We start from the raw sequence: 14,272 nt of genomic DNA on the forward strand, positions 1-14,272 counted from the left end.
TAATCTAATATAAAAATGGGGCTTCAAGCTTTCGGGCTTGAAGCTCTTTTTTGTTGCTGGCACAGTTGGCGCTTGCGCGGATTACGCGCTCGCTTACGAAACTCGCGTTGGAAGTTCACTGGACTTCCAACTTAAGCGAGTTTCCGCTCCGAGTTGCTTTTGCGCGCTAAATCGCAGCGCTCAAGCAGGTCGTCAGCGCACGCCAGTCACAACTTAGTTTCTAAAGCACAGCCACGCAACTCTGCCCTGCCTTCGTCAATCGAGACGAAGGTAGACCTCGCTTGCGTTGAAAGCACACTGTGCTTTCAACTCTGAGCAAGCTCGGCGCTCCGAGTTGCTTTCGCGCGCTAAATTGCAGCGCTCAAGCAGGTCGTCAGCGCACGCCAGTCACAACTTAGTTTCTAAAGCGCAACCACGCAACTCTGCCCTGCCTTCGTCAATCGAGACGAAGGTAGACCTCGCTTGCGTTGAAAGCACACTGTGCTTTCAACTCTGAGCAAGCTCGGCGCTCCGAGTTGCTTTCGCGCGCTAAATCGCAGCGCTCAGGCAGGTCGTCGCGCTGCGTGAGTGTGATTTTGCCTACCTTCGGACACTGGTGCAGAAAAGGGGGTACATATCACTGCTCTAGTAACGACCTACTTGAACACAAACGAGCGCGACGCAATATAATAAAAAATATGACGCTAGTATCAAGTAAGCAGAACGACTTGCAACATACGCAATCGCTTTCGCAGCAATCAAATCCAATCATTCCACGCGTGCTAAGCGTAGCTGGCACAGATCCGACAGGTGGAGCCGGAATACAGGCAGATCTTAAATCAATCATGGCGGCAGGCGGTTACGGCATGTGTATACCAACTAATCTTGTTGCGCAAAACACATGCGAGGTGCGCGAAGTATTCACGCCACCAGTAAGCTTTTTCCGCACACAACTTTCATGCGTGTACGACGACGTTACAGTTGATGCACTAAAAATCGGCATGCTCGGATGCACAGAATACATTGAAGCAATGCGAGACTGGATGCGCGATAATCCGGTTCCTGTAAGCGTTCTAGACCCAGTTATGATATCAACTTCCGGGAAGCGCTTGCTTGAGGCAAGTGCTGAAAATGCGATGCGAAACTTTATAAGCTGCGTTGATGTAGTGACGCCAAACGTGCCGGAATTGGCGGCTTTGTGCGAGTCAAGTGTTGCGGAAAATTTTGAGGAAGCTTGCAACCAGGCGCGCAAGTTGGCTGCAAAAAACAGCGTTGTTGTAATCGTAAAAGGTGGGCACTTAACTGGCGAAGACGTTGGGAATACTGCGGTTTTCCCGGATGACTACGCAAGTCACGTACCAAGCGAACGAGTTGAAACAAGCACAACTCACGGAACTGGTTGCTCGCTTTCTTCTGCGCTTGCTACGAAAATTGGGCTTGCTTTGCGCGAGGGAAAGAATTTGAGTGATCACGATACTGTACTTCGCGCACTTGAATGGTCAACGGCGTGGCTTCGAGAGGCGATTGCTGCTGGAAGTGAATTGCATGTTGGGCGCGGCGGCGAGCGCGGGCATGGACCGGTAAACCATTCCGTGCGCATCCTTCAGCAAACTGTGTGAACATCGAAGCTCTGTTCGTAAACAAATGCCGGGAATTTTCCGGCATTTGTTCCCAAAACCAGCCAACGCTCTAAGCGCGAAAGCAACTCGGAGCGCACGCGTGTCAGTTTTACTCAGTAATCACGCTTTTAAGCTCGCGCGCTACTTTCCCAACATCCTCAGCGCACATAAGCGCCGACACTGTGCAAACTCCGTCAAGCTCAAGACCGCGAATAGGGAACACCGTGTTCTCGTGAATTCCGCCAATTGCCAACGTTTTTACGCCCATAGAGTGCGCAACTTTCGCAACTTCGTTTACGCCTTCAACTCCCAGTGGAGGCACGTCGTGCGCTTTCGTATGCGTTTCAAAAGCTGCACCAATGCCAATCACATCCGGCAGTGGAACGTCGTTTTCTTTGCACTCGCGGTAAGCTTTCTCCATCAAATCCGGTCGAGCGCAAGAAAGCCCAACCATCCACTCGGCCGGCATCGCCTTTCGCGCCTCAACAAACGGCGTATCCTTTTGCCCAACGTGCAAGTTGAAACCAAGATGAGCCGCGCAATCAACATGATCGTCAATAAACACAGGTACATCGCCGTGTCCGGAATCAATAAGCGCGTGACGCAACTTCTTCGCCTTGGCCGAAATTTCAGCGTCATTGGAATACTTATCGCGCAATTGCACAACTGTAACTCCGCCTTCAACTGACTCTACTGCAACTTCTTCTTCCGGGCGATTTCCCATGCGCGGATCCGTTACCAAATACAGTGTCCAATCAACAGGCTCCACCGTAAACTCAATATTTGTCAAACTAAACATATCATTTACGCTAAGAGTTGAAAGCGCATCCATCCACAGTGTGCGGAAAGTGCCTGGAGCTGTGGTTTGGCGAGCTGCCCAAGTTCCAGCCGCTGCTGCGTGCACGTGCGCTGCAACAGTTGCTGCGAGCGGACGTTCCGGGTTTGCGCCAACGTATGCTGCAACTAACGCTCCCAAAGCGCAACCTGTTCCAACTACCTTAGTCATAGCTTTGTGACCACCTGTTACGCGAGCTAAACATCCGTGAGCGTAAATCGCGTCTTTTTCTCCGGAAATTGCCACTACGGATCCGTATTTTTTAGCTAATTCGCGAGCAGCTTGAAGCGCGTCGTTTACGTTATCGTGAGAATCTACGCCTTTTCCGTTGCTTTCTTTGCCTGCAAGTGCCATTATTTCGGAAGCGTTTGCACGAATTACAGTAGGGTGGTGCTTAATAATTTCGTGTACAAAGCGCGCGCGAGGTGCAAGTGCTGGAACGCCGATTCCAACCGGGTCAAGCACCCACGGAGTATCAGCTTTTTCGCATCCTTCAACAGCTGCGCGCATGTATTCGGAAGTTTCTGGCTGATGGAATGTGCCAACGTTTATGAGCACGCCTGTGGCAATTTGCGCAAGTGCATGCGCTTCTTCTGGATCGGTTACCATAATTGGCGATGCTCCTGCAGCGAGCAGTGCGTTGGCTGTAATGTCTTGCACGATTACGTTCGTGATGCAATGGGTGAGTGGCTGCTGTGTGCGCACACGTTCGATGCATTGACGCACGTCGTTAAGGAACATGCGTCGGCGTGCGCGTACAGAGAAGCATGTGTCGACTTGCGTTGTTGAGCTTGTGCAGTATTCGTTTGCTTCGTTGCAGGTATTTGTTTTTTCAGTGTTGCATGTTGTCATAATGTTTCCCTTCGCTAGCACTATCTAGATCAGGTTTTACGGATGTAATCTCAGCGCTTGACTTCACAATTTGTTGCAATTGCGCACTCCGAACCATCCTTCGACTATATCTTTTGTTCATGACTTACTTACTTTTGCGCTATTGTCTCATTTTGCTTGTTTCGCAGCACTTGCAGGAATCTACAAAAATCGCGCCGCATTTTTGCAACTTCTTCTACATATTTTTGCTTTCAACTGTGTAAACATAAATATAGTAAATAAAAAGTAGATTATAGAAGTTACGAAAGCGAGATAACATGGCAAACGATTCCATGCTAGAACAAAAGACTCCGCTCACAGCGCGCGAATACGCGACACGCACAGCAATACGCGCGATTGCAATCATCGCATCTGTTTATGGTATGACTGCTTCGTGGGAAGGCTTGATGACCTTCACTTATTTTACGAATCTTTCTAACCTTATGATTTGCGTAGCTCTTGCTGGATCGCTTTTGCTTGATACAGCTGCGTTTATGCGTGCTCGTAATTCTGCATGTTCCGCCGCACAGCAAGATTCTGCAGCATCTTGCGCATGGTTCGACTCAAAATCCAACGCTTGGTACATTTTCAAATTCATGATGACCATCTCAATTGCTGTCACATTCACTTTGTACCTGTGTTTCTTAGCACCTACCAATAAGCTTGGTTTTGTCGGCGCTTACATGAATAACGGATGCAGCAGCCTTTGCGTTCACGCAGTTGCGCCGCTTCTTGCAATCGCTGATTTTGTGCTTTTTGATTATCGTTTCCGCTCTACTCGCGCACATTTGTATGTTTCTACTGTTCCGCCTCTTGCTTATGTTGCTTATGCGGCTATGCTTAGCGAGTTTGCTGGTGTTCGTTGGGGTGTTCATGCAATGCGCGCGCCTTATAATTTCCTCAATTATGGCGCTCCTGCCGGCTGGTTCGGCTTTGCACCGCAAACTTTTAATGCCACTACTTTGGGCGTTGGTGTTGCGTATTTGTTAATTGTGTTTACTCTTATTTTTATTGGTGTCGGCAGTGTATTTCTTGCGCTTAAGGATGCTCGCGCTCGTGCAATATTAAAAGAATAGTATTGTTGCGCGCCACTATTGCCTAATTGCTAGAATTAAGCGTATGAGTGAGGATACTGCATTACAAGCATTATTTGACGGTACGTTACGCAATTCTTCTGGCAATGTGACTAATGCGTTGCTTGTGTATGGTGCGCCGAATACTGGTAAAACGCAGTTTGCTGTGCGCGCAGCAATTTCCGGCTATAAGCGTTGGTCGCATAATGTTACTGCGATGGCTGTGCAAAATCGTGTTCTTGCTTCAAAAATTGACAATATTATTATTCGTCAAATTGGTGTGAGTAAGCAGTCTCGTCCAGTTGGCACTTTGGCTTCTTTAGCTTTTAATATCATTTCTGCTTGCTGTAAGTTAAAGAATGAGCCTTCGCCTAAGCTGCTAAATGGTGCTGAGCAGGATTCTTTGCTTCGTAAAGTTTTGCGCGCACACATTGAGCATGTTATGCGTGGAGATAATGGTGATTGCAATATATGCGCGCTTTTTAAGGATTATTTTGAAACGTCTCAATGGGTTATTCCATTAACTTGCGCAGTTTCTAATACTTCCGCCACTTCTAACGCTTCCGCGCCTTCAACAACTCAGGCTGCTCAAGCAGCTTCTTCGTCTCCAGAATTTTTGGCAGATAGTTTCGATATTAACAACGCTTTTATGCATCAATTGCGCGATATGCTCGCTCGTTTAGATGAGCTTGGTATTAGCGATTTTGAAAGCGAAAATTCAGTTCTTTGCGCTCTTAGTGACGAGCAATCTTACGCCAATAATAGTGATATTTTACAAACGTCTGTGCTTATTAAACGTAGATTAACTCAATGGCGTTTGGCGTTTGCTTTGCGAGCTGAATATCGAAAAATAATTGCCGACACTTATAAATCTTCTTTCCGACTTGACGCTTCGCAACTGTTGGTTGAGGGCGCAAAATCTGCGCGCGAATTAGGCGAGCATGGTTTAGTAAACTCTTCTGAAATTCCGGCTCTTCTTGTAGTCGATGATTATCAAGATATTACTTTGGCTGGTTTGAGTTTTATTGAGACTTTGTCGAAGATTGGCACGCGTTTAGTTTTGCTTGCGAATCCGGATGAATCTGTGCAATCGTTTAGAGGAGCGTACCCGGATTATGCAATTTCTGCAGCTTTGGATGAGTTGAATGCTGCTGAACAAACTTTAGAATATACGGGTTTTGCTGATTCTTGCGAAAATTCTTCCGACGATTCTGCTGATTCTTCTAAAAATTATTCTGCAGATCCAACTTTTGCAAATTATACCCAAGCACCTTCGATGCGTGAATTACTCGCTTCGCGCGTTTCTCTTTCGCTTACTTCGCAATATAAAACAGATGTTGCGCTCCCAAATCGCCCTTGGAAAATGCCAAAATTTGTAGGGTCCTTACCGATTGAGCCTATAGAAACCCCACAAAATTCTCATCTCAACTCAGACGACACTGTTTTTACAGCGTTATATCGTTCACAGCGCGAGGAATTAGATGCTGTTATTTGGCAAATGAAGCAATCTCACGTAAATAATAAGCGCAAGTGGAGCGATATGGCGTTAATTGCGCACGACAATTCCACTGTTCGTCTTTTTGGCGAGCAGCTTCGCGCTTCTGGAGTTCCTGTGCGATACTCGTTAGTAACTCGCCCATTAAAAGATGAGCCGTTTGTGCAAGGTTTATTTGCGCTTATTGAACTTGCTCAATTTGCGCAGCACGGTTTTTCTGGAATTGTTGAGCAAGTAAAACATGGTAGAAGTTTGCAAAATTTGGCTTCGTGGGTGCGTTTGCGAGTTCAGAATATTATGGATAGTCCACTTTCCTCGATTACTAAGAGCGATTCTGGATTTTACGGTGATTTAGACGTTGAAATACCTGCGAAGTTATATTCTGTAGATTCGCTTATGCGTTCTCTTTCTTCTCTTTCGGCTGTTTTAATTGAGAAAAATTGTGAAAATAACAAGAGCTTTGAATCTAATGCGCCTTTGCGAAATCTTGTTCATAACTGGGATTTGTTGCAAAATTCGCTTCATAATGCGCAAAGCAAAGCGTATTTTGAATCTCAAATTTTGGTTGATAATAGTCGTATTGATGGCAGTTCAAATGATCTTATGCCATTGTCTCTTGATGCGTGCTATTTGCTTTGTGTAGCAGATGTTGCACGTTTTATAGATGATGATTCTAATGTTCGTAAAGATTCTTTAGTCCGTTCTGATTATTCTTCGAATAGTGCTGCACTTTCTAAGGAAAAACTTTCTAAGGATGCACTTTCTGAAGATTCATACTTTAATGATTCTACAGTGTTGCAAATATTGCAGAATATGGCACCTCGGAATCCGCACGTTGCATCTTTTGTAAAACTGTGGAAAAACGTGCAAATTCTCGCTTCTCGTATGCACAATAATCCTGATTTGAGTAGTGCTCAATACGCTCTTGGTGAGGCTTGGAATATTTGTCATGTTGCTGAGCGTTGGCAGCGTATGTCTTTACAGCATAATTCGGAAGGTTATCGAGCTAACGATCGCTTGGATGCTGCAATGCGTCTTTTTGATTATGTTTCTTCATATGCTTCTTCTGATATCTCGTCAATGAATACGTTTGACGATACTTTTAAACAAGAAAATATTGTAAGTATTGCAGATTTTATAGCTCAAGTTCGTGGCATGGAAATTGAAGCTGATTCTCTTGCTAAAGTAGCGCCTGTTCCAGATGCTGTAACGCTTACTACTCCTGCTGGTTCTGTTGGAAAACATTGGAATCTTGTGTGGATGCCTACTTTGCAACAACGTGTGTGGCCAAATCTTGCTTCTCGTAGCACTATGTTTGGCGCAGAAAGTTTAGCGAATATTATTTTGCATTCTAAGATTTCTGCTTCTAAATTGACTGTGAATGCGTCACTTCTTTCAAATAATGATAAATCTGCAGTTTTTGCCTCGGAACAGCGCAGTTTTTTGTTAGCTATTACGCGCGCAACAGAGCGTTTGTATATAAGCGCGCAATATAGCGATAGTGCTGTGCCAAGCGACTTTCTTTATTATTATTTGCCTGAAAGATACTACAATAATGAAAATTCGCGCACGCCTTTTACGGAATTTACTACACCTTTTGCCGGTTTAGATATGGATGTTCGTGGACTAGTGTGTGCTGCTCGTTCGCAAATTTTGCGTGCTTCTTCTATGAAAGAAGAGTTTGGAAATAGTGTAGGTAATGCAGGTAGTGCAGATAGTGCAAGTAGTTCCGATAGTGAGAATAGTAAGTCTAGAAATGCGATTATTGACGCTGCTCAAACGTTGCAATTACTTAAAGAAAATGGAGTATTTTGCGCTGATCCTTTTGAGTGGGATTTTATGAGCGATGTCGATGACTATGTTGATGAGAAATCTTCTGTTGGAAAAGATAATGAAAAAAATAATGAAAAATACAATGAAAAAGCTAGCTCTGCTAAAAAAACTAACTCTGTTGTAAGCTTGTCTCCTTCAGCTGTAGACAGTTTGTGGGCATGTCCTGTGTGTGGATTGGTCAATCGTCAGCTTTTAGGCCCTCAACCCGGCAGCGCAGCAACGTATTTTGGCACGCTAATTCACGAAACTGCAAGGTGGGCAAGCGAAAATCAGCATTACGATATGCCGGAAACTGAAGTTGATGAAACTGAAGCGACGAATAATGCGGCTGAAGCGACGAATAATTCAGCCGACTATTCGCCTTACTCTCCGCTTGTGCGCCGCAGTAACGCAATCGCAAATCTTATGGAAAACTATTACTTAAGTATTGCGCCTGAACTTGCAGATATTCGAGATAGTAAGGAGCATTATTCGGCTCTTGCGCGTGAGAAGAATATTAAACGTGCGTTACATGCAATTGCGCAATATTTTGTTACTTCTTACGATCAATCAACATATGCGCTTAACTCAAAAAAGTCAGAAAACGGCATATTAGAATCTCTTACAAAAAGCGAAAAATCTTTAGAAAGCAGCATAGGCAGATTGCAACAAGCGTATTGCGAATTGCAAACAAGCGCGCATTTTGGATTTAATGATATTACTCGCGTATTGAACAATACTTTTAAGAATGCAAATTTGCAAACCGTTACTACGCATGACTGCTACGAATTGATGGGTGCTTTAGTTGGAGGGTGGCCGGATGGCGCAAGTGAAGATATGCAAGTACATATTCACGGTCGAATTGATCGCATGGAAAAGCGCATCAATTCAGATGGTTCTGAGCATATTCGTTTACTGGACTACAAAACAGGAAAACCTTTAACAGCAAGCGGAGTTTTTAACGATTTGCAGCTAGTTTGCTATCAGCTTGCTTTACTTTTTTCTGATGAGAATCCGCTTATTGATGCTTCGAATGCGCCGATTATTTCACGAAGTGTTCTATTTCACGTTGCTAAGAATGATTATCCTGCTCAAGATCATAACGTTGCTGAAAACGTGTATCAGCCGCCGCTTTGCGTAAAAAATACTTTAAATAATAATCCGCTTGAGTTACGAGTTGGATTCAAAAATATGGCAAGATTGTTAGATTATTCGCAGCTTGACGATATTGCGAAGAATTGTCCAGAAAATGTAAGCGAAAACGCTTGGCAGTCGTTTACATCATTAAATCAAAGCGCAAAATGGTCTCTTACTATGATTTCGCGCGTTTGCTATGCTGCTGCGGCAGTTCGTTCGCATAAGATTATTGCGCACCCAACTTCTGAACACTTGAAGTATTGCAATGGAAAACAAGTATGCCCAGCATGCGCAGGTTGCATAGATACTGTATATGAGGTGCTGTAGTTATGATTGATAAAACAAATAAGCAATTTACTCGCAAGAACACCGATAGCGTGGAACAAGCTGCAGCAATTCAAGCGCCAACAAATAAGAACATGATTATTGTTGCAGGAGCTGGAAGTGGCAAAACGTATACGATGACTCGTCGCGTTATCGACCTTATTGAGCGCGGAGTTGCTCCTGAAAGTATTTTGGGGTTGACTTTTACTAATAAAGCAGCTTCTGAGCTGCTTGCAAGAGTTGCTCAAGCTGTAAGTCAGCATAGTAGCGAAATAAATAAGCTCATTAATAACGGAAATTCTGCATCTTCAAGTGGCTTTTTGAAGCCAGAAGTAATGACATACGATGCTTTTTTCCAGTCAATTGTGCGCCAATATGGTTTGCTCGTTGGATTTGATCAAAATACGCAACCTTTAAGCGATGCAGGTGCGCGCGAATTAATAAAACCGCTAGTAAACGATTATGTTACTAATCATGCGGAAATACTGTCTTGGTATAGTTTTGATGCGCTTATTGACGACGTGCTTGCGCTCGCAGCAGATATTTCATGCTCGATGATTGGCATAAATAGCAGGGGAGAGTCTATAGATAGCACGTCTAAAGCTGTTCTAGAAATTCAAAAGTGGAATAACGCTTGGATTGAACATTTGCAAAAAGCAATTGATTGTGCTGAAACTACTGAAATAATTGCAAAAAAGCCTAGCTCTATTAAATTGCGTCGCGGAAAAAACGATTCGGATGAAAAATATTTCGAAAAGTGCGAAAATTACGGAAAAGAATACGTAGAATACCTGAATATTACATTAAAAAATAAGTGTTATGAATCTTGTAATAACTTGCTTGAAGCTGCTAAGAAGCGCAATGCATTACTTGAATTAGTTTTGGCTTTTGACGCAGCAAAGCAGCGCGCAAATATGGCGCAATTTAGCGACTTTACTATTGCTGCATACCGTTTGGTGACGCATTTTCCTTCTATTGCAGAGCAGTATCGCCGCCAATACAGCCAAGTTTTGCTTGACGAATATCAAGATACTTCTACCACTCAAGCAATGCTGATTGCAACGCTGTTTCATAAAAAAACTAGCGGTGTTGAAGAAGCTAGCGTTGTTGCGAAAACTAGTGAAAATCAAGACTTTTTGACTACTCAACAAACGCATATTGCTGCAGTAGGTGATCCCTTCCAAGCTATTTACTCGTTTAGAGGAGCTAGTTCCGGAGCTTTCAGAAAGCTTGAGCAAGCACTAAATATCGACCAGTCAAGTGAGTTTTCTCTTACAAGAACGCGACGCAATTCGCAGCTTATATTAAAAGCTGCAAATTCTATTACGAAACCTTTGCGAGTGCCTCCGCTTCGTCATAGCAGTTCACTTGCTACAGAAGTAGAAGTGAAAAACTTGCAATACTTAGATAATGCTCCAAAAGGTACTTTTAGTGTGTTAAATATGCCTACGCAATATCAAGAAGTAGAAGCCGTTGTGCGTTTTGTAAAATATGTAAAACATAATGCGCTATCTGAAAACGACGATACTAATTCTGCATCTGCTAGAGTTGCAGTTCTTTTCCGTAGCAAAAATAATATTCCGTTATATGAAGAAGCATTACAAAAAGCAGGTTTGCGCACTCTTACTGTTGGGTATTCTGCATTGCTTGAAAAACCAGAAATTCGAGATGTTTTAGCTCTTCTTTCTGTTGTTGCAGATCACACAAATACTCAAGCTTTGATGAGATTGCTTGCAACTCCTCGTTTTGCGCTTAATACTGATGATTTGGCTGCTATAGCTAATATTGCAACATCAAAGAATATCGAATATGTTTTTCGTGCTTTAGTGCAAGCAGGTTTAGTAGACGCTGAAACTCCTCGCTCTAAGTGGTCTCAAGTTGTTCGAGAACAGCAATCTCAAGCTTCGCAAACCAATAGTATTCATGGTGGAGTTTTTGTGGCGGATGTTTTGCTTGAAGCATACGAAACTCAACTAAGCGAAGAAGCAAAAAATAACGACAAAAACGACAATAATTTGCTTTCTGAGCTAAAAAATAATTTAAGCTCTAAAGCTTATGTAGCAGTGTTAAGAATAGGGCAAATGATTCATGCAATACAACGTGCTCAATCTGGCTCTTTGCAAGATATTATGCGCGTTGCTGTAGAAACGCTTAACGTTGATATTGACGTTGCGCTATCTCGTGCGCTTATGAATGATACTTCCTCTAATGCAACGCTTCTTGACGATATGCACTCTACTGTCGATTCTATTTGTCTACTAGCAGACGCGTATTTGCAAGAAATGAGCGATTTTACAACTCCTACTTTGCATGGGTTTATGTCTTGGATTTTCAATATAGACAAAATTAACGATCAACCTTCTTCAGTGGATGAACCTGCGGATGTCGTATTAATGACTATTCACCAATCGAAAGGTTTGGAATGGCCTGCTGTAGCGATAGTTGGGCTTAATGAAGGCGCGTTCCCAAGTAATCAAGGCGATAATTTGCGCGTAATAGCAACGCAACAAAGTGGCGTGTACAGGGAAAGGGCATACGCAACGCTCGAAGTTGCTGCAAAAGTGCCTGTTTCTATGAGAGTGGATGCAAATATATTGCCAAGATTCCCTCACGATGTTGATCTTGAAACTAGCATGGAACCTCAAAAATCTTTGAAAAATATGTTAACTGTAGACGATATCGACGCAGAAGTTTATGGTTCAAGAGCTAGAGAAATGTTTGATTTGGCAGAAAAGTTCCATGAGCATGAGCAGGCTCCAGTAGAAGCGATTCCTTCAGAAGCTAGCGAAGTGTATGACGCTGTGATGAAAACTGGCACATTGCCTCTTTCGCAAGTCGAGGAGCGTGGGCGCGCTTTGCACATTGACGAGCGTCACCTTATGTATGTTGCTTTGACGCGTGCTAAATTCGCAGCATTGCTCACTTGCAGCCAGTCTAATGCTATGAGCATTGTTGAGAATAAAGAAAATTCTGCCAATAGTGCAGCTTCTTCTGTAGATGGATCTTCAAATATTTCAACTTCTAGAGTTAAAAAACCTTCTGTTTTTTGGCAGGAAATGTATGATTCAATGCGCGGATCTGAAGAATCTCCGGTTCAGGTCACAGCTAAGGTTTCAGATTCTTCAAATCAAGTAGGTTATGTTGTAGGGGAGTCAGCTTCGCAACTTGCGCAATTATTTAGCGAGGAAAGCTCTATTCCAACTGAAGATAATAAGAAGCAATTATCTTGGCCGAGTGCATCTAGTGAAGCTATACGTAGTGTATTGCAAAAATCTGCGCAAGACGTTGTAAATTCAAAAATTAGTAATCAAGTTTCTGGTATTTCAAAAGATAATTCTTTGCTTTACAAAGCTCAAGCTTTGCTGCAAGATGCGGATTTAATGCCGAAAATTGATTGGTATCGTAACATTCAAGAGTTAAAAAACAGAGCAGAGCAGCTTTCTAATGTTGAAAATGTCAATGTGACTGCTGTGCAAAGGCGCGCTATGTTTCGTAATGATTATTCGCGCGCGAATGAAGATTTTGATGATGCGGATGCTAAGCGTTTGCGAAAGGAATGGATGGCAATTATTCGCCCTATTCCTAGTGTTTCTTCGCCTGCTTCTGATTTGGGAACTCGTTTTCATGCCTGGGCTGAACAGTTTATAAAAACTGGTTGTGTGAATAAAAATTCTATTCAGTATGGCGTTGATGAGAACGTTGATGAGAACGTTGGCGAGAATGTTGATGAGAACGTTGCTGGGACTTGCGAGAAGATTTCGCAAAATGCAAAATCTTCTGAGCGCAAATTGTTGATATGGAAGCAGCGTTTAATAACATCAAAATGGGCGCATCGCCGTCCTATAGCAGCAGAGCAGCCGATTGTAGCTCATGTTCCAGAATTAGGCGATCAAATTATTAATGGCAAAATCGACGCAATATTCGCAGGTGGTTTAAATCCAGAAGATCCAAGCAAATTGTACACGATAGTCGATTGGAAAACCGGTAGAAAACCAACCAAGCCACAAGATATTGCGCTTAAACTTGGTCAGCTTGACTGGTATCGTCTGCTTCTGTCTCTTATGACTAAGGTTCCGCTTGATGCTATCGATGCCACCCTTTATTATGTGAACATATCGGATGAATGTGAACGGGAAATTCATGCCGAGCAAAAAACGAAAGATGAGATCCTTGCCGAGTTACACTCTGACACGTTAATCTCCCTCGATGATGATGACGCATGAATGTTGCTATTGCAATCATTTTGCCGCAATTTATTTGCTGCAATTTTTGTTTGCTGTAACGTATTTTGCGCCGCGATTGAAACGCATCGTGCATCACTTCGAAAACGTGCAGATTCCTCGTGCAGTGTGTGTGGGCGGGCATACGCACAACATCGATTTGAGTATGAAGTAAGGAAGAATCATGACTGTTGAATTTCGTTCTGTAAAACTCAGCGATATTGATGCAATGGTTAAAGAATATGAACGTACTTGGGGTATTGCGCAAGAAGTTGGGAAAGATGCTTCGTTAAGTCTTTCTCGAAGATGTGTGTTGCATTACTTGGAACCTTCAACGCATGGTACTATTGCTGAAGTAGACGGTAAGTTTATGGGTCTGCTTTTGGCGCGAGTTTTTGGCGCACCTGTTTTATTTCCAGAAGTAGGGAGAATGCTTCGCGAGCAAGAAGCCGCAATGAAAGAAAATTGTGACAAAAACTATGCTCTCGCTTTAGAAGAAGCGTATGGCATGCGCGCGTTGGAAACTAAACTTGAAGCAAAATCTCATATTAATAATTTAACTCAAGCGGAATTGGAGCTTTTCCTTGTATCTCCGGATGCTCGTGGGCATGGTGTCGGTGGAGGCTTGTGGAAGCGAACAATGCATATGCTAAGAAATAATGGCGTAAATCGTTACTATTTGCATACTGATTCAGCGTGCGACGTAAGCTTTTATGATTATCACGGGCTTAGAAGAGATGCTTCTTTTATGCGTTCGGATCATCCTTATGAAGCTAAGAACGTGAAATCTTTGGTGGATGACTTGTATATTTACTCAGGTGAGCCGAGAGTTCGTTCAAAGCAAGCGAATGCTCGTTCTAAAACGTGCTAATAAAAAATATGCAAATGTATAACGTGCGTGACTTGCT

General features: G+C 43.2%; 7 protein-coding genes and 1 riboswitch. Of the genes, 6 read left to right on the plus strand and 1 reads right to left on the minus strand.

The genetic code is table 11. The features are described from left to right. Window positions 1-37: 37 nt before the first annotated feature. Both HXT58_RS01075 and thiD read left to right on the plus strand, forming a co-directional pair. Complete coding sequence (locus HXT58_RS01075) at window positions 38-217, plus strand: hypothetical protein (RefSeq protein WP_415706278.1); 180 nt, start codon at window positions 38-40, stop codon at window positions 215-217. 460 nt (window positions 218-677) lie between these two features. Beyond that, the gene (gene thiD / locus HXT58_RS01080) at window positions 678-1,598 is read left to right on the plus strand and encodes a bifunctional hydroxymethylpyrimidine kinase/phosphomethylpyrimidine kinase (RefSeq protein ID WP_415705972.1); all 921 of its coding nucleotides are present in this window, start codon (window positions 678-680) and stop codon (window positions 1,596-1,598) included. A 109-nt stretch (window positions 1,599-1,707) separates the two neighbouring features. On the opposite strand, the gene thiM is transcribed toward thiD, so the two are convergent. Continuing rightward, window positions 1,708-3,285 (minus strand): hydroxyethylthiazole kinase, encoded by a 1,578-nt coding sequence (gene thiM, locus HXT58_RS01085; protein ID WP_410295792.1) that lies wholly within the window; start codon window positions 3,283-3,285, stop codon window positions 1,708-1,710. Continuing rightward, a riboswitch (TPP riboswitch) is annotated at window positions 3,275-3,386 on the minus strand. It overlaps the preceding gene by 11 nt. A gap of 195 nt (window positions 3,387-3,581) precedes the next feature. Here thiM and HXT58_RS01090 point away from each other — a divergent pair. The 4 genes from HXT58_RS01090 (at window position 3,582) to HXT58_RS01105 (ending at window position 14,235) form a co-directional block, all read left to right on the plus strand. Beyond that, window positions 3,582-4,379: a hypothetical protein gene (locus HXT58_RS01090; protein ID WP_415705974.1), complete on the plus strand. Its 798-nt coding sequence runs from the start codon at window positions 3,582-3,584 to the stop codon at window positions 4,377-4,379. Between the two features lie 43 nt (window positions 4,380-4,422). Next, on the plus strand, window positions 4,423-9,147 hold the full coding sequence (locus HXT58_RS01095; protein ID WP_421775641.1) for a PD-(D/E)XK nuclease family protein: 4,725 nt from the start codon (window positions 4,423-4,425) through the stop codon (window positions 9,145-9,147). A gap of 2 nt (window positions 9,148-9,149) precedes the next feature. Further along, window positions 9,150-13,367 carry an ATP-dependent DNA helicase gene (locus tag HXT58_RS01100; RefSeq protein WP_415705978.1) on the plus strand — a complete coding sequence of 1,406 codons (4,218 nt, stop codon included), beginning with the start codon at window positions 9,150-9,152 and terminating at the stop codon, window positions 13,365-13,367. A 181-nt stretch (window positions 13,368-13,548) separates the two neighbouring features. Next, on the plus strand, window positions 13,549-14,235 hold the full coding sequence (locus HXT58_RS01105; RefSeq protein WP_004107272.1) for a GNAT family N-acetyltransferase: 687 nt from the start codon (window positions 13,549-13,551) through the stop codon (window positions 14,233-14,235). Window positions 14,236-14,272 lie beyond the last annotated feature (37 nt).

The sequence above is a fragment of the Gardnerella sp. KA01000 genome (assembly GCF_049244035.1).
GTDB classification, from domain to species: Bacteria; Actinomycetota; Actinomycetes; order Actinomycetales; family Bifidobacteriaceae; genus Bifidobacterium; species Bifidobacterium leopoldii.